Origin of the sequence: Buttiauxella sp. JUb87 (assembly GCF_004361975.1) — a bacterium.
Classification (GTDB): Bacteria; Pseudomonadota; Gammaproteobacteria; order Enterobacterales; family Enterobacteriaceae; genus Buttiauxella; species Buttiauxella ferragutiae.
Genome location: NZ_SNVY01000002.1, coordinates 21801 through 37746, shown reverse-complemented (window position 1 = coordinate 37746; position 15946 = coordinate 21801). Strand labels below are relative to the sequence as shown.

Annotated in this window: 22 protein-coding genes; 21 read left to right on the top strand and 1 reads right to left on the bottom strand. The window is 49.0% G+C overall.

Annotated elements, in window-relative coordinates; genetic code table 11:
- Positions 1 to 70: 70 nt before the first annotated feature.
- The 4 genes from kefG (at position 71) to slyD (ending at position 3332) form a co-directional block, all read left to right on the top strand.
- A complete protein-coding gene (gene kefG / locus EC843_RS08575; protein ID WP_121814775.1) occupies positions 71 to 625 on the top strand; it encodes a glutathione-regulated potassium-efflux system ancillary protein KefG in 555 nt (184 codons plus the stop codon).
- On the top strand, positions 625 to 2433 hold the full coding sequence (gene kefB / locus EC843_RS08570) for a glutathione-regulated potassium-efflux system protein KefB (RefSeq protein WP_064542942.1): 1809 nt from the start codon (positions 625 to 627) through the stop codon (positions 2431 to 2433). The genes kefG and kefB overlap by 1 nt, the downstream gene beginning before the upstream one ends.
- A 14-nt stretch (positions 2434 to 2447) precedes the next feature.
- Positions 2448 to 2648: a YheV family putative zinc ribbon protein gene (locus tag EC843_RS08565; protein ID WP_064542946.1), complete on the top strand. Its 201-nt coding sequence runs from the start codon at positions 2448 to 2450 to the stop codon at positions 2646 to 2648.
- A 99-nt stretch (positions 2649 to 2747) separates the two neighbouring features.
- Positions 2748 to 3332: a peptidylprolyl isomerase gene (gene slyD / locus EC843_RS08560; RefSeq protein WP_064542948.1), complete on the top strand. Its 585-nt coding sequence runs from the start codon at positions 2748 to 2750 to the stop codon at positions 3330 to 3332.
- A gap of 57 nt (positions 3333 to 3389) precedes the next feature.
- Here the strand turns inward: slyD and EC843_RS08555 are convergent, their stop codons facing one another.
- Entirely contained in the window at positions 3390 to 3608 is a 219-nt protein-coding gene (locus EC843_RS08555) for a protein SlyX (protein ID WP_034460204.1), read from the bottom strand.
- A 227-nt stretch (positions 3609 to 3835) separates the two neighbouring features.
- On the opposite strand from EC843_RS08555, the gene fkpA reads away from it, so the two are divergent.
- The 17 genes from fkpA (at position 3836) to rpsS (ending at position 15940) form a co-directional block, all read left to right on the top strand.
- Complete coding sequence (fkpA, locus tag EC843_RS08550) at positions 3836 to 4675, top strand: FKBP-type peptidyl-prolyl cis-trans isomerase (RefSeq protein WP_133522086.1); 840 nt, start codon at positions 3836 to 3838, stop codon at positions 4673 to 4675.
- 178 nt (positions 4676 to 4853) lie between these two features.
- Entirely contained in the window at positions 4854 to 5576 is a 723-nt protein-coding gene (locus EC843_RS08545) for a transcriptional regulator (RefSeq protein WP_034460202.1), read from the top strand.
- The gene (tusD, locus tag EC843_RS08540; RefSeq protein WP_064542954.1) at positions 5576 to 5962 is read left to right on the top strand and encodes a sulfurtransferase complex subunit TusD; all 387 of its coding nucleotides are present in this window, start codon (positions 5576 to 5578) and stop codon (positions 5960 to 5962) included. Before EC843_RS08545 ends, tusD begins: the two co-directional genes overlap by 1 nt.
- A complete protein-coding gene (tusC, locus tag EC843_RS08535; RefSeq protein ID WP_064542957.1) occupies positions 5962 to 6321 on the top strand; it encodes a sulfurtransferase complex subunit TusC in 360 nt (119 codons plus the stop codon). Before tusD ends, tusC begins: the two co-directional genes overlap by 1 nt.
- Before the next feature lie 6 nt (positions 6322 to 6327).
- On the top strand, positions 6328 to 6615 hold the full coding sequence (tusB, locus tag EC843_RS08530) for a sulfurtransferase complex subunit TusB (RefSeq protein ID WP_064542960.1): 288 nt from the start codon (positions 6328 to 6330) through the stop codon (positions 6613 to 6615).
- A gap of 126 nt (positions 6616 to 6741) precedes the next feature.
- The gene (rpsL, locus tag EC843_RS08525) at positions 6742 to 7116 is read left to right on the top strand and encodes a 30S ribosomal protein S12 (RefSeq protein ID WP_003023654.1); all 375 of its coding nucleotides are present in this window, start codon (positions 6742 to 6744) and stop codon (positions 7114 to 7116) included.
- A 90-nt stretch (positions 7117 to 7206) separates the two neighbouring features.
- Complete coding sequence (gene rpsG / locus EC843_RS08520) at positions 7207 to 7677, top strand: 30S ribosomal protein S7 (protein ID WP_034499040.1); 471 nt, start codon at positions 7207 to 7209, stop codon at positions 7675 to 7677.
- Between the two features lie 93 nt (positions 7678 to 7770).
- Entirely contained in the window at positions 7771 to 9885 is a 2115-nt protein-coding gene (fusA, locus tag EC843_RS08515) for an elongation factor G (protein WP_034499038.1), read from the top strand.
- A gap of 73 nt (positions 9886 to 9958) precedes the next feature.
- Entirely contained in the window at positions 9959 to 11143 is a 1185-nt protein-coding gene (tuf, locus tag EC843_RS08510; protein ID WP_121814555.1) for an elongation factor Tu, read from the top strand.
- Between the two features lie 149 nt (positions 11144 to 11292).
- Positions 11293 to 11487 (top strand): bacterioferritin-associated ferredoxin, encoded by a 195-nt coding sequence (gene bfd / locus EC843_RS08505; protein WP_034461786.1) that lies wholly within the window; start codon positions 11293 to 11295, stop codon positions 11485 to 11487.
- Between the two features lie 72 nt (positions 11488 to 11559).
- Positions 11560 to 12036, top strand: coding sequence for a bacterioferritin (gene bfr / locus EC843_RS08500; protein WP_064542973.1), 477 nt, complete (start codon positions 11560 to 11562; stop codon positions 12034 to 12036).
- An 882-nt stretch (positions 12037 to 12918) separates the two neighbouring features.
- The gene (gene rpsJ, locus EC843_RS08490) at positions 12919 to 13230 is read left to right on the top strand and encodes a 30S ribosomal protein S10 (protein ID WP_034461784.1); all 312 of its coding nucleotides are present in this window, start codon (positions 12919 to 12921) and stop codon (positions 13228 to 13230) included.
- Positions 13231 to 13261: 31 nt separating this feature from the next.
- On the top strand, positions 13262 to 13891 hold the full coding sequence (rplC, locus tag EC843_RS08485) for a 50S ribosomal protein L3 (RefSeq protein WP_034461783.1): 630 nt from the start codon (positions 13262 to 13264) through the stop codon (positions 13889 to 13891).
- Between the two features lie 10 nt (positions 13892 to 13901).
- Positions 13902 to 14507 carry a 50S ribosomal protein L4 gene (gene rplD, locus EC843_RS08480; protein WP_034461782.1) on the top strand — a complete coding sequence of 202 codons (606 nt, stop codon included), beginning with the start codon at positions 13902 to 13904 and terminating at the stop codon, positions 14505 to 14507.
- Positions 14504 to 14806 carry a 50S ribosomal protein L23 gene (rplW, locus tag EC843_RS08475; RefSeq protein WP_034499029.1) on the top strand — a complete coding sequence of 101 codons (303 nt, stop codon included), beginning with the start codon at positions 14504 to 14506 and terminating at the stop codon, positions 14804 to 14806. The genes rplD and rplW overlap by 4 nt, the downstream gene beginning before the upstream one ends.
- Positions 14807 to 14823: 17 nt before the next feature.
- Entirely contained in the window at positions 14824 to 15645 is an 822-nt protein-coding gene (gene rplB, locus EC843_RS08470; protein WP_034499027.1) for a 50S ribosomal protein L2, read from the top strand.
- A gap of 16 nt (positions 15646 to 15661) precedes the next feature.
- Complete coding sequence (gene rpsS, locus EC843_RS08465; protein ID WP_001138115.1) at positions 15662 to 15940, top strand: 30S ribosomal protein S19; 279 nt, start codon at positions 15662 to 15664, stop codon at positions 15938 to 15940.
- Positions 15941 to 15946 lie beyond the last annotated feature (6 nt).

Sequence of the window (15946 nt, the reverse complement as noted above, 5' to 3'; positions counted from 1 at the left end):
GAAGCTTCAGCCTTCGCGTCGGGCTGCATGGTAGCCCAAAATAAAGACTATGACGACGCCCTGGAGGGTAATGATGTTGCAGCCGCCGAAAGTTTTGCTGCTATATGCCCATCCGGAGTCACAAGACTCGGTCGCAAACCGCGTCCTACTCCAGTCGGCGCAGAAGCTCGCTAATGTCACAGTGCATGACCTTTATGCGCACTATCCTGATTTTTTTATCGATATCTATCGCGAGCAAGCATTGCTGCAAGAGCATGATGTCATCGTCTTCCAGCATCCCCTTTATACCTATAGCTGCCCGGCGTTACTCAAAGAGTGGCTGGACCGTGTGTTGAGCCGTGGTTTTGCCAGCGGTGTCGGAGGGAATGCTCTGGAGGGAAAGTATTGGCGTAGTGTGATTACCACCGGAGAGCCGGAAGGTGCCTATCGGCATGACGGTTTTAATCGCTTTCCGCTGACCGATATTTTGCGTCCTTTTGAACTTACTGCCGCGATGTGCCGTATGCACTGGATGAATCCCATCATTGTGTACTGGGCGCGCCGTCAGTCTCCCCAGGAGCTTGCCAGCCATGCGAAGGCTTATGGCGAGTGGTTGGCTGCACCGTTATTGCCGGGAGGTCGCTAATGGAAGGTTCTGACGTATTGATGGCGGGAGTGTTGTTTTTATTTGCCGCGGTGGTGGCGGTGCCCATTGCTGCCCGTTTAGGCATTGGCGCGGTGCTTGGCTATTTGTTGGCGGGTATCGCGATTGGGCCGTGGGGCTTAGGTTTTATCAGTGACGTGGATGAAATTCTTCACTTCTCTGAATTGGGCGTGGTGTTCCTGATGTTTATCATCGGGCTGGAGCTGAATCCGGCTAAATTGTGGCAACTCCGGCGCTCTATTTTTGGCGTGGGGGCGGCACAAGTGTTGCTCAGTGCGGTGGTGTTGGCAGGTTTGCTGATGCTGACGCAGTTTTCCTGGCAGGCGGCAGTGATTGGCGGTATTGGACTGGCGATGTCATCAACTGCGATGGCGTTGCAGTTGATGCGCGACAAAGGCATGAATCGCAATGAGTCCGGGCAGCTCGGTTTTTCTGTACTGCTGTTTCAGGACTTAGCGGTGATCCCGGCGATAGCGCTGGTACCGCTGTTGGCGGGTAATGACGGTGGTCATACGGACTGGATAAAAATCGGCCTCAAAGTGCTGGCTTTCGCTGGCATGTTGATTGGCGGACGTTACCTGCTGAAACCTGTCTTCCGGTTTATTGCTGGTTCCGGCGTGCGTGAAGTGTTTACTGCCGCGGCATTGCTGCTGGTATTGGGGTCGGCGTTATTTATGGATGCGCTGGGCTTCTCAATGGCGCTTGGGACGTTCATCGCCGGCGTGTTATTGGCGGAAAGTGAATACCGGCACGAACTGGAAATCGCCATTGATCCTTTTAAAGGATTATTGCTGGGATTGTTCTTTATCTCCGTTGGCATGGCTTTAAATCTTGGCGTGCTCTACACCCATATCTTCTGGGTCGTTTTAGGTGTGTTGGTGCTGGTGGCGGTCAAAGCCGGGGTGTTGTATGGCCTTTCGTGGTTTTTTGGCTTGCGGAGTTCCGAGCGCTTACAGTTTTCAGGCGTGCTAAGTCAGGGCGGGGAGTTTGCATTCGTACTTTTCTCTACGGCTTCATCACAAAAGCTGTTCAGCGGTGACCAAATGCCACTGTTGCTGGTGACCGTCACACTTTCGATGATGACCACGCCGCTACTGATGAAAGGCGTGGATGCTATTCTTGCTCGACGTTTTAATGTTGTTGATGATGAAAATGAAGAGAAACCGTACGTAGAAGACGATCAACCACAAGTCATTATTGTGGGCTTCGGGCGTTTCGGGCAGGTGATTGGACGTTTGCTGATGGCGAACAAAATGCGCATCACGGTACTCGAGAGAGACATCAGTTCTGTCAGTCTGATGCGCAAATATGGCTATAAGGTTTACTACGGCGATGCCACCGAACTTGAATTGCTGCGTTCCGCGGGTGCCGAGACAGCAAAATCTATCGTGATTACCTGTAATGAGCCGGAAGACACAATGAAAGTGGTGCATTTGTGTCAACAACACTTTCCACATCTGGCGATACTGGCGCGCGCCAGGGGCCGTGTAGAAGCACATGAATTGTTGCAAGCTGGAGTCAGCCAATTTTCACGCGAGACATTTTCCAGTGCGCTAGAGTTGGGGCGTAAGGCGCTGATGACGCTGGGAATGCATCCTCATCAGGCGCATCGTGCGCAGCTTCATTTCCGGCGTCTGGATATGAGCATGCTGCGTGAATTAATGCCGATTCATACCGATAACGCACAAATTTCCAGGGTGCGTGAAGCACGTCGTGAATTAGAAGAGATCTTCGAACGAGAGATGCAGCAAGAACGTCGCCAGTTCGATGGTTGGGATGATTTTGAATAAAAAAGGTGAAGCTAATGCCGGTGCGTAAACGATTTATTGCCGGGGCTGTTTGCCCTGAGTGCCAGACGCGGGATTCCCTCGCGATGTGGCGTGAGAATAATGTCGATATTGTTGAGTGTGTTAAGTGCGGTCACCAAATGCGTGAGGCGGATAAGCAAGCACGCGAGCATGTTCGCGAACAAGAGCAAGTCATCGGGATTTTTCATCCGGACTAGCGAGATGCGCCAGCTTTTTTTAAGCTTAGGGGTACACCGGCGCTAAATTCCGCTACAATCGGCGCCAGTTTTTTTCCCCATGCTCGCTCAGGAGATATCATGAAAGTAGCAAAAGACCTGGTGGTCAGCCTGGCCTATCAGGTACGTACAGAAGATGGTGTGTTGGTCGATGAGTCTCCGGTGAGTGCGCCGCTGGACTATCTGCATGGTCACGGTTCCCTGATTTCAGGCCTGGAAACTGCGCTGGAAGGCCACGTTGTGGGTGATCGTTTCGATGTGAACGTTGGCGCAAATGACGCTTACGGTCAGTACGACGAAAATCTGGTTCAACGCGTTCCTAAAGATGTGTTCATGGGTGTTGATGAGCTGGAAGTAGGTATGCGCTTTATGGCTGATACCGACCAGGGTCCAGTACCTGTTGAAATCACTGCGGTTGAAGATGAGCACGTTGTTGTCGATGGCAACCACATGCTGGCAGGCCAGAACCTGAGCTTCAACGTAGAAGTTATCGCTATTCGTGAAGCTACCGCTGAAGAACTGGCTCATGGTCACGTTCACGGCGAGCACGATCATCACCACGACCATGACCACGAAGGTGGTTGCTGTGGTGGTCAAGGCCACGACCATGATCACGAACATGGCAAAGGCGGTTGTGGCGGTAACGGCGGCTGCGGTTGCCACTAATCCGTTAGAGATAAAAAAGGCGTGTCATTGACACGCCTTTTCTTTTTGTGCTGATAGCTAGTAATGCGGAGGTGGAGTTTCTTCGGCTTCTGAAGCCACCATTGACGGTTGGCTAGCTTTTAACTTTTCAACCAGCAATCGGAAATGCTCGCGCAGTTTGACCATTTCTAATTCGTGCGCCGTTACCGTCTGATTTAACTCTTCTATCGTAATCTCCTGAAAAGCGAGACGACTCTCAAGTTCTTCCAGCCGTTGTTCGGTCGATTTTTGCTGCATGGTTAATCTCTCCTTGCTTGCGGATGGACAATTTCCGGCGATTCTACTGAAAAATTCGGCATGTTACAGCGCAGTTTTGCTCTGGACGAAACTTCTTTAAACAAAAAGAGTCTGAAATTGTCTCGATAAGACGCGGAGAGATTGTGTAGATTTCTTCCACGACGTTATAGTACATCTCTTAGTTGATAATAACCTTGGGGTTTGAGGCCCCGGCCCTGGAGAAATGGATGAAATCACTGTTTAAAGTAACGCTACTGGCGACCACGATGGCCGTTGCCCTGAGCGCTCCGGCGTTCGCTGCTCCAACCGAAGCAGCACCTGCAACCGCTGCTCCGGCTGCCACTGCACCTGCTGCCAGCAACGCGGCATTCAAGAATGACGACCAGAAATCTGCGTACGCATTAGGTGCTTCGCTGGGCCGTTACATGGAAAACTCTCTGAAAGAACAAGAAAAACTAGGGATTACACTGGATAAAAACCAGTTGATCGCTGGTGTTCAGGACGCATTTGCTGACAAGAGCAAATTGTCTGACCAGGAAATTGAGCAGACGCTGCAAGCTTTCGAAGCTCGCGTGAAATCTTCCGCTCAAGCAAAAATGGAAAAAGACGCTAAAGAAAATGCGGATAAAGGCAAAGCCTTCCGTGATACTTTCGCAAAAGAGAAAGGTGTTAAAACTTCTTCTACTGGCCTGATGTATAAAATCGACAAAGCCGGTACCGGTGAAGCACCAAAAGATAGCGACACTGTCGTGGTGAACTACAAAGGCACGCTGATCGACGGTAAAGAGTTTGATAACTCTTACACCCGTGGTGAGCCACTCTCTTTCCGTCTTGACGGTGTTATCCCTGGTTGGACTGAAGGCCTGAAAAACCTGAAGAAAGGCGGGAAAATCAAACTGGTTATTCCACCAGAATTGGCTTACGGTAAAACTGGCGTTCCAGGAATTCCTGCAAACTCCACACTGGTATTTGACGTTGAATTGCTGGATATCAAACCAGCCGCTAAAGCAGACGCTAAACCAGATGCCGCTCCTGCTCCAGAAGCTGAAGCAGCTAAGAGCAAGTAAGGTATGATTAACCGCCGCCCTCAGGGGCGGCGGTTTTTTATTTGAGGCAAGATATAATAAAAGCTGGAAAGCGTATCTGACGCTGTATTACCTTAGCAGACGGCGTTTCAACTGAGTATGAGTCTGCCCTGACACCATTTAAGCGCGACAGGCTCTCTGTAGAGGGTGGTATCTTTAAATGTCCAATTCGCTTTTAACCAATGAAACCAGTGAGCTTGACTTACTGGACCAGCGTCCTTTTGAACAAACCGACTTTGAAATATTAAAATCCTACGAAGCGGTTGTGGACGGGTTAGCGATGCTGATTGGTTCTCATTGTGAAATTGTATTGCACTCGCTGCAAGATTTGAAATGTTCTGCCATTCGTATTGCGAATGGTGAACATACCGGGCGTAAAATTGGTTCGCCAATTACCGATCTCGCATTGCGTATGCTGCATGATATGACCGGTGCGGATAGTAGCGTTTCTAAATGCTATTTTACGCGTGCCAAAAGTGGCGTTCTGATGAAATCAGAAACTATCGCCATCCGTAATCGTGATGAACGTGTCATCGGCCTGTTGTGTATCAACATCAACCTGGATGTGCCGTTCTCGCAAATTATGTCGACGTTTATTCCGCCGGAAACGCCGGAAGTTGCTTCATCCGTTAACTTTGCTTCTTCAGTGGAAGATCTGGTTATGCAGGCTCTGGAATTCACGATTGAAGAAGTGAATGCCGATCGCAATGTGTCCAACAATGCTAAGAACCGACAGATTGTGTTGAACCTCTACGAGAAAGGTATCTTTGATATTAAAGATGCGATCAACCAGGTTGCTGACCGTTTGAATATTTCTAAGCACACGGTTTATCTCTACATCCGTCAATTCAAGAACGGTGATTTCCAGGGGCAAGATAAGTAATGCGTTTTGCTATTCTGGTGACAGGCCCGGCGTACGGTACTCAGCAGTCGAGCAGTGCGTTGCAATTTTCTCAGGCTGTCATCGCGCAAGGTCATACGTTAGAAAGCGTGTTTTTCTATCGTGAAGGTGTCCTCAACGCAAACCTTCTGACATCGCCTGCGAGCGACGAATTCAATGTCGTGCATGCGTGGCAGCAATTGCATCAGCAACATGGCGTTGAACTGCATATCTGTGTCGCAGCGGCACTGCGTCGTGGCGTGACGGACGAAGAGCAAGCCACTCAACTCGGTTTACCGAACCATAACTTGCAGCCAGGTTTTACGCTCAGTGGTCTTGGGGCGCTGGCACAAGCAACGCTGACATGCGATCGCACGGTGCAATTCTGATGAAGCGTGTGGCATTTGTATTTAAATCAGCCCCCCATGGCAGCTCTGCTGGCCGGGAAGGGTTAGATGCCTTGCTGGCAACATCGGCACTAACAGAAGATATCGGGGTGTTTTTCATTGGTGACGGAATATTGCAGCTGATTCCGGGGCAACAGCCTGGTCTTATTCTTGCCAGGGATTACATCGCGACATTTCGTGTACTGCCGTTATATGACATTGAACAGTGTTATCTCTGTGCTGCCTCTATCCGTGAGCGGGGATTATCACCAGACAATGCGTGGGTTCTGGATGCAAAACCGCTAGAACCGGATTCGCTGGGTGAAATGCTTCATCAGTTTGATGTCGTGCTAACCTTCTGAGGCTACATGCTGCATATTTTACAACACTCACCTTTTCATACGGATCTAGAATCGATGCTGCGCTGCGTTAAGCAAGGCGATGAGTTGTTATTGATTCAGGATGCGGTTATTGTCGCACTCTCAGGAACGAAGGCCCTTGATTTGTTGCTCGCTGCCCCCATTTCTATCTACGCTCTGCAGGAAGATATTGAGGCCCGCGGCTTAACTGCTCAAATTTCAACCAGCATAGGCAAGGTCAGCTATACTGACTTCGTCAGATTGACAGTTAAACACGAACAGCAGATTACCTGGTAAAATCCAGGATTGTTGTATATTTCTTGACACCTTTTCGGCTCAGCCCTAAAATTCTGCGTCCTCATATTATATGAGGCCGTTTTATTACGTGTTTACGAAGCAAAAGCTAAAACCAGGAGCTATTTAATGGCAACAGTTAATCAGCTGGTTCGCAAACCACGCGCTCGCAAAGTTGCAAAAAGCAACGTGCCTGCGCTGGAAGCCTGCCCGCAGAAACGTGGCGTATGTACTCGTGTATATACTACCACTCCTAAGAAACCAAACTCCGCACTGCGTAAAGTATGCCGTGTGCGTTTGACTAACGGTTTTGAAGTTACCTCCTACATCGGCGGTGAAGGTCACAACCTGCAGGAACACTCCGTGATCCTGATCCGTGGTGGTCGTGTAAAAGACTTGCCAGGTGTTCGTTACCACACCGTTCGTGGTGCACTTGACTGCTCCGGCGTTAAAGACCGTAAGCAATCTCGTTCCAAGTATGGCGTGAAACGTCCTAAGGCTTAATGGTTTCCGTTAAGTAAGGCCAAACGTTTTAAATAAATGTCAAACTCAATAGAGTTTTGGACAACCCTGAATTAACAACGGAGTATTCCCATGCCACGTCGTCGCGTCATTGGTCAACGTAAAATTCTTCCAGATCCTAAGTTCGGATCAGAGTTGCTGGCCAAATTTGTAAACATTCTGATGGTAGATGGTAAGAAATCTACTGCTGAATCTATCGTGTATACCGCGCTGGAGACCCTGGCTCAGCGTTCTGGTAAACAAGCACTGGAAGCTTTCGAAGTCGCTCTGGACAACGTTCGTCCGACTGTCGAAGTTAAGTCCCGCCGTGTTGGTGGTTCTACTTATCAGGTTCCAGTAGAAGTACGTCCGGTTCGTCGTAATGCTCTGGCAATGCGTTGGATCGTAGAAGCTGCTCGTAAACGCGGTGATAAATCCATGGCTCTTCGCCTGGCGAACGAACTTTCTGATGCTGCAGAGAACAAAGGTACTGCAGTTAAGAAACGTGAAGACGTTCACCGTATGGCTGAAGCCAACAAGGCGTTCGCACACTACCGTTGGTAATCCCTTCGGAGTGTTAGTCACCAAGCGGGCGCTTCACATAAGCTGCCCGCTTTGGGTTACTTAAATGAACGTCCCAGGATATAGAGGAATCAAATGGCTCGTAAAACACCCATTGAGCGCTACCGCAACATTGGTATCAGTGCTCACATCGACGCCGGTAAGACAACTACTACCGAACGTGTTCTGTTCTACACCGGTGTAAACCACAAAATCGGTGAAGTTCATGATGGCGCAGCCACCATGGACTGGATGGAGCAGGAGCAGGAACGTGGTATTACCATCACGTCCGCTGCGACCACCTGTTTCTGGTCAGGTATGGCTAAACAGTTCGAACCACACCACATCAACATCATTGATACCCCAGGGCACGTTGACTTCACCATCGAAGTTGAACGTTCCATGCGTGTTCTTGATGGTGCGGTAATGGTTTACTGTGCTGTTGGTGGTGTTCAGCCACAGTCTGAGACCGTATGGCGTCAGGCAAACAAATATAAAGTTCCACGTATCGCGTTCGTTAACAAAATGGACCGTATGGGTGCTAACTTCCTGAAAGTTGTTGATCAGATTGAAAAACGTCTGGGCGCAACTCCGGTGCCTCTGCAACTGGCAATCGGCGCGGAAGAGAAATTCACCGGTGTTGTTGACCTGGTGAAAATGAAAGCCATCAACTGGAACGAAGCCGATCAGGGCGTGACCTTCGAATACGAAGAGATCCCAGCTGATATGCAGGAACTGGCCGAAGAATGGCGCCAGAAACTGGTTGAAGCCGCTGCTGAAGGTTCTGACGAACTGATGGAGAAATTCTTTGGTGGCGAAGAGCTGACTGAAGAAGAGATCAAAACTTCTCTGCGTAAGCGCGTACTGAACAACGAAATTATCTTGGTTACCTGTGGTTCTGCATTTAAGAACAAAGGTGTTCAGGCGATGCTGGATGCGGTTGTTGAATACCTGCCAGCTCCAACTGACGTTACTGCGATTAACGGTATGCTGGACGACGGTAAAGACACTCCGGCTGTTCGTCACTCTGACGACAACGAGCCGTTTGCTGCTCTGGCGTTCAAAATCGCAACTGACCCGTTTGTTGGTAACCTGACCTTCTTCCGCGTTTACTCTGGTGTGGTTAACTCTGGCGACACCGTGTTCAACCCGGTGAAATCAGCACGTGAGCGTCTGGGCCGTATCGTACAGATGCACGCTAACAAACGTGAAGAGATCAAAGAAGTTCGCGCTGGCGACATCGCTGCAGCTATTGGTCTGAAAGAAGTGACTACCGGTGATACCCTGTGTGATCAGGACAATGTGATCATTCTGGAGCGTATGGAATTCCCTGAACCGGTAATTTCTATCGCTGTTGAACCGAAAACCAAAGCTGACCAGGAAAAAATGGGTCTGGCTCTGGGTCGTCTGGCTAAAGAAGATCCATCATTCCGCGTATGGACTGATGAAGAAACTAACCAGACCATTATCGCTGGTATGGGTGAACTTCACCTCGACATCATCGTTGACCGTATGAAACGTGAATTCAACGTTGAAGCTAACGTTGGTAAACCTCAGGTTGCTTACCGTGAAGCGATTCGCGCGAAAGTTACCGATGTTGAAGGTAAACACGCTAAGCAGTCTGGTGGTCGTGGTCAGTACGGTCATGTTGTTATCGACATGTACCCACTGGAGCCGGGTTCGAATCCGAAAGGTTACGAGTTCGTCAACGACATCAAAGGTGGTGTGATCCCAACGGAATACATCCCTGCTGTTGATAAAGGCATCCAGGAACAGCTGAAGTCTGGTCCTCTGGCGGGTTACCCAGTAGTAGATCTCGGCGTGCGTCTGCACTTCGGTTCTTACCACGACGTTGACTCCTCTGAACTGGCGTTTAAACTGGCCGCTTCTATTGCCTTCAAAGATGGCTTTAAGAAAGCGAAACCAGTTCTGCTTGAGCCTATCATGAAGGTTGAAGTTGAAACTCCAGAAGAGAACACTGGTGACGTTATCGGTGACCTTAGCCGTCGTCGTGGCCAGCTGAAAGGTCAAGAATCTAACGCTACTGGCGTTCAGATTCACGCTGAAGTTCCGTTGTCTGAAATGTTCGGTTACGCAACTCAACTGCGTTCACTGACCAAAGGTCGTGCATCTTACTCCATGGAATTCCTGAAGTATGATGACGCGCCAAACAACGTTGCTCAGGCCGTAATCGAAGCTCGCGGTAAATAAACCCCGGGTTTTAAAAAACATTGATCCCGTGCTCTCTCCTTGAGGGGAGAGCGCAACAGTAAGGAATATAGCCGTGTCTAAAGAAAAATTTGAACGTACAAAACCGCACGTCAACGTCGGTACTATCGGCCACGTTGACCATGGTAAAACCACTCTGACTGCAGCAATCACTACCGTTCTGGCTAAAACCTACGGTGGTTCTGCTCGTGCTTTCGACCAGATCGATAACGCACCAGAAGAAAAAGCTCGTGGTATCACCATCAACACTTCCCACGTTGAATATGACACCCCGACTCGCCACTATGCGCACGTTGACTGCCCAGGGCACGCCGACTACGTTAAAAACATGATCACCGGTGCTGCTCAGATGGACGGCGCTATCCTGGTTGTTGCTGCAACTGATGGCCCAATGCCACAGACTCGTGAGCACATCCTGCTGGGTCGTCAGGTTGGCGTTCCTTACATCATCGTGTTCCTGAACAAATGCGACATGGTTGATGATGAAGAGCTGCTGGAACTGGTAGAAATGGAAGTTCGTGAACTTCTGTCTATGTACGACTTCCCAGGCGACGATACTCCAATCGTACGTGGTTCAGCGCTGAAAGCACTGGAAGGCGACGCGGATTACGAAGCTAAAATCATCGAACTGGCTGGCTTCCTGGATACTTATATCCCAGAACCAGAACGTGCTATCGACAAGCCGTTCCTGCTGCCAATCGAAGACGTATTCTCCATCTCCGGCCGTGGTACAGTTGTTACCGGTCGTGTAGAGCGCGGTATCGTTAAAGTTGGTGAAGAAGTTGAAATCGTTGGTATCAAAGATACCGTGAAATCAACCTGTACTGGCGTTGAAATGTTCCGCAAACTGCTGGACGAAGGCCGTGCTGGTGAGAACGTTGGTGTTCTGCTGCGTGGTATTAAACGTGAAGATATCGAACGTGGTCAGGTACTGGCTAAGCCAGGCTCAATCAAGCCGCACACTCAGTTCGAATCTGAAGTTTATATTCTGTCCAAAGATGAAGGCGGCCGTCATACTCCGTTCTTCAAAGGCTACCGTCCACAGTTCTACTTCCGTACAACTGACGTGACTGGTACCATCGAACTGCCAGAAGGCGTTGAGATGGTAATGCCGGGCGACAACATCAAAATGGTTGTTACCCTGATCCACCCAATCGCAATGGACGACGGTCTGCGTTTCGCAATCCGTGAAGGCGGCCGTACTGTAGGCGCTGGTGTTGTTGCTAAAGTTATCGCTTAATCGCTGATATCTTTGTATGAAAAAAGAGCGCTCAGGCGCTCTTTTTTTTGCATTTTTTGCCGCTTATCACGTGCATCAAACAAGCGTGTGCTATTGTAATCATAACTATTCTCATTTACAATTTGCGCGTAATTTGAACGGGAGTACTTATGTACGTTTGTTTGTGTAATGGTGTTAGTGATAAAAAAATTCGGCAGGCTGTACGCCAGTTTCATCCACAATCTTTCCAGCAGCTTCGCAAGTTTGTGCCAGTGGGTAACCAGTGTGGCAAGTGCATTCGCGCAGCACGAGAAATCATGCAAGAAGAGCTATTGCAGATCCCAGAATTTAAAGAGATTGCCTAAGCCAGTCACTTTTTTTTGACTTACTCCGTGCTACATCTACGCTTCATGTAGTGGAAGCGGAGGGAGTAAAAAATGAAAGGTGATATTAAGATAATAAATTATCTCAATAAATTATTGGGAAACGAGCTTGTCGCGATCAATCAGTATTTTCTCCATGCGAGAATGTTCAAAAACTGGGGTTTAATGCGCCTCAACGAAGTTGAATATCACGAATCCATTGATGAAATGAAACACGCCGATAAATATATCGAGCGTATTTTGTTCCTCGAAGGCATTCCTAACCTGCAAGACTTAGGCAAACTTCATATCGGTGAAGATGTTGAAGAAATGCTTCAGTCTGATCTCAAACTAGAACTGGATGGTGCCAAAGATTTACGTGAGGCTATTGCTTACGCAGATACCATTCATGATTATGTCAGTCGCGATATGCTCATCCAAATTCTTACTGAAGAAGAGCATCATATTGACTGGCTGGAAACTGAATTGGACCTCATCTCTAAAATTGGTTTGCAGAATTATCTTCAGTCGCAAATCAAAGAAGGAAACTGAGTTCTTTAAACTGTGGGAAGGAAGTGCATATCCACCCTATAGAACCACCCGCTATCGCAAGGTTTGGTCCGAAAGGTAGCGGAGTGGTAGTCAGTAACACGTAATTCTTCCGATAAACTCGTGTTATTAATGCCCATATTAGACCAGTCATCGCTGCAGCAAATATAATCCAACCCAGACTTTGCCATCCATGCCATGCCCCTAGTGCAGCCAAAAGCTTCATATCACCGTGGCCAATGCCCTCGACCTTGCGCCAAAGAAAGTAAATCCAGTAAAGCATCCATAAAATCATATACCCAGCAATTGCACCTATTACACATTCCGACAAATGGTCAGTGGAAAAACAGACTTGATAAAGTAAACCAGACCAAAGCAGAGGGTACGTCAATCTATCTGGTAGAAGTAGGCAATGATAATCGACCCATGCTAAACGCAATAGACAGCCAATGTGCAGGCCAATAAAAAGGAATGCCGGAAGAGAAGGGACTATAAGCATCGTGGTTGACCAGTATCAGGCAAAATGAGTTTTAAAGCTAAATCAATGAACTTTGTAAAGCAAAATGGAGTTTGAAGAGTTACGTGTAATGTTCCGCAGAGAATATGCTAATCAGATCGTGTTACAAATTTTGTGGGAGGTGAAGTGCAACCAGATGCAAAAGATTGTTTAATTCGTATCCATGACTTGCTTAAGAAGCAGATTTACGTATAATGCGCGGGCCTGTCTTAATCGACGGCTGGCTCGATATGAGCCTGACAGCGAAGCTGCTGTCGACAATGTTCCCAATTGGGGAACTATGTATGAACGATTACACTCCCCCATCAATCGTAATGGGTGTGAGTAGTGATTTTTTTCGTCTATAAAATAATTGGAGCTATGGTCTCATGCAGAGCCAAAGAATCCGTATCCGCCTTAAAGCGTTTGATCATCGTCTGATCGATCAATCAACTGCGGAAATCGTCGAGACTGCTAAGCGCACTGGTGCGCAAGTACGTGGTCCGATCCCGCTGCCGACCCGCAAAGAGCGCTTTACCGTTCTGATCTCTCCGCACGTCAACAAAGACGCGCGTGATCAGTACGAAATTCGCACTCACAAGCGTCTGGTTGACATCGTTGAGCCAACTGAGAAAACCGTTGATGCTCTGATGCGTCTGGATCTGGCTGCTGGTGTTGACGTGCAGATCAGCCTGGGTTAATCAGGTCATTGACGATTGAGAGGTTGAAACAATGATTGGTTTAGTCGGTAAAAAAGTGGGTATGACCCGTATCTTCACAGAAGACGGCGTTTCTATCCCAGTAACCGTGATCGAAGTAGAAGCAAACCGTGTTACTCAGGTTAAAGACCTGGCTAACGACGGCTACCGTGCTGTTCAAGTTACCACTGGCGCTAAAAAAGCTAGCCGTGTAACTAAGCCGGAAGCTGGTCACTTCGCTAAAGCTGGCGTAGAAGCTGGCCGTGGCCTTTGGGAATTCCGTCTTGCAGAAGGCGAAGAGTTCACTGTAGGTCAAGACATTAGCGTTGAGCTGTTTGCTGAAGTTAAAAAAGTTGACGTAACTGGCACCTCTAAAGGTAAAGGTTTCGCAGGTACCGTTAAGCGCTGGAACTTCCGTACCCAGGACGCTACACACGGTAACTCCTTGTCTCACCGCGTTCCGGGTTCTATCGGTCAGAACCAGACTCCGGGCAAAGTGTTCAAAGGCAAGAAAATGGCAGGCCAACTGGGCAACGAACGTGTAACTGTTCAGAGCCTGGATGTAGTACGCGTTGACGCTGAGCGCAACCTGCTGCTGGTTAAGGGTGCAGTTCCGGGTGCAACCGGTAGCGACCTTATTGTTAAACCAGCTGTGAAGGCGTGAGGAGATAGCAATGGAATTAGTATTGAAAGACGCGCAAAGCGCGCTGACTGTTTCCGAAACTACCTTCGGTCGTGATTTCAACGAAGCGCTGGTACACCAGGTTGTAGTTGCTTATGCAGCTGGTGCCCGTCAAGGTACTCGTGCTCAGAAGACCCGTGCTGAAGTAACTGGTTCCGGTAAAAAGCCGTGGCGCCAGAAAGGTACCGGCCGTGCGCGTTCAGGTTCTATCAAGAGCCCGATCTGGCGTTCCGGTGGCGTAACCTTCGCTGCTCGCCCGCAGGACCACAGTCAAAAAGTTAACAAAAAGATGTACCGCGGAGCGCTGAAAAGCATTCTGTCCGAACTGGTACGTCAGGATCGTCTGATCGTTGTCGAACAGTTCTCTGTTGAAGCGCCTAAAACTAAGCTGCTTGCTCAGAAACTGAAAGACATGGCCCTGGAAGATGTGCTGATCGTAACTGGCGAACTGGATGAGAATCTGTTCCTGGCTGCGCGTAACCTGCATAAGGTTGACGTGCGCGACGCAGCAACAATCGATCCAGTTAGCCTGATCGCCTTCGACAAAGTCGTTATGACTGCTGATGCAGTTAAGCAAGTTGAGGAGATGCTGGCATGATCCGTGAAGAACGTCTGCTGAAAGTACTGCGCGCGCCGCACGTATCTGAAAAAGCATCTATGGCGATGGAAAAAACAAATACCATCGTTCTCAAAGTTGCAAAAGACGCGACCAAAGCAGAGATCGTTGCTGCTGTTGAGAAACTGTTCGAAGTTGAAGTTAAAGGCGTTAATACCTTGGTTGTTAAAGGTAAAACTAAGCGTCATGGACAGCGTATCGGTCGTCGTAGCGACTGGAAAAAAGCTTACGTCACCCTGAAGGAAGGCCAGAATCTGGACTTCGTCGGCGGCGCTGAGTAAGTCGGAGGAGAAAAACAATGGCAGTTGTTAAATGTAAACCGACATCTCCGGGTCGTCGCCACGTAGTTAAAGTGGTCAACCCTGAGCTGCATAAGGGCAAACCATTTGCTCCGCTGGTTGAAAAAAACAGCAAATCCGGTGGCCGTAACAACAATGGTCGTATCACTACTCGTCACATCGGTGGTGGTCACAAGCAGGCTTATCGTATTGTTGACTTTAAACGCAACAAAGACGGTATCCCGGCAATTGTTGAACGTCTTGAGTACGATCCGAACCGTTCTGCGAACATCGCACTGGTTCTGTACAAAGATGGCGAACGCCGTTACATCCTGGCCCCTAAAGGCCTGAAAGCTGGCGACCAGATTCAATCTGGCGTTGATGCTGCAATCAAAGCAGGTAACACCCTGCCGATGCGCAATATCCCGGTTGGTTCTACCGTTCATAACGTAGAAATGAAACCAGGTAAAGGCGGTCAGCTTGCACGTTCTGCTGGTACCTATGTGCAGATCGTTGCACGTGATGGTGCTTACGTTACCCTGCGTCTGCGTTCTGGTGAAATGCGTAAAGTCGAAGCTGACTGCCGTGCAACCATGGGCGAAGTCGGCAACTCTGAGCATATGCTCCGCGTTCTGGGTAAAGCAGGTGCTGCACGCTGGCGTGGTGTTCGTCCTACCGTTCGCGGTACTGCGATGAACCCAGTCGACCACCCACATGGTGGTGGTGAAGGTCGTAACTTTGGTAAGCACCCGGTAACTCCGTGGGGCGTTCAGACCAAAGGTAAGAAGACCCGCAGCAACAAGCGTACTGATAAATTCATCGTACGTCGCCGTAGCAAATAATTTTAGAGGATAAGCCATGCCACGTTCTCTCAAGAAAGGTCCTTTTATTGACCTGCACTTGCTGAAGAAGGTAGAGAAAGCGGTGGAAAGCGGTGACAAGAAGCCCCTGCGCACTTGGTCCCGTCGTTCAACGATCTTTCCTAACATGATCGGTTTGACCATCGCTGTCCATAATGGTCGTCAGCATGTTCCGGTATTTGTTTCCGACGAAATGGTCGGTCACAAACTGGGTGAATTTGCACCGACACGTACTTATCGCGGCCACGCTGCTGATAAAAAAGCCAAGAAGAAATAAGTAGGA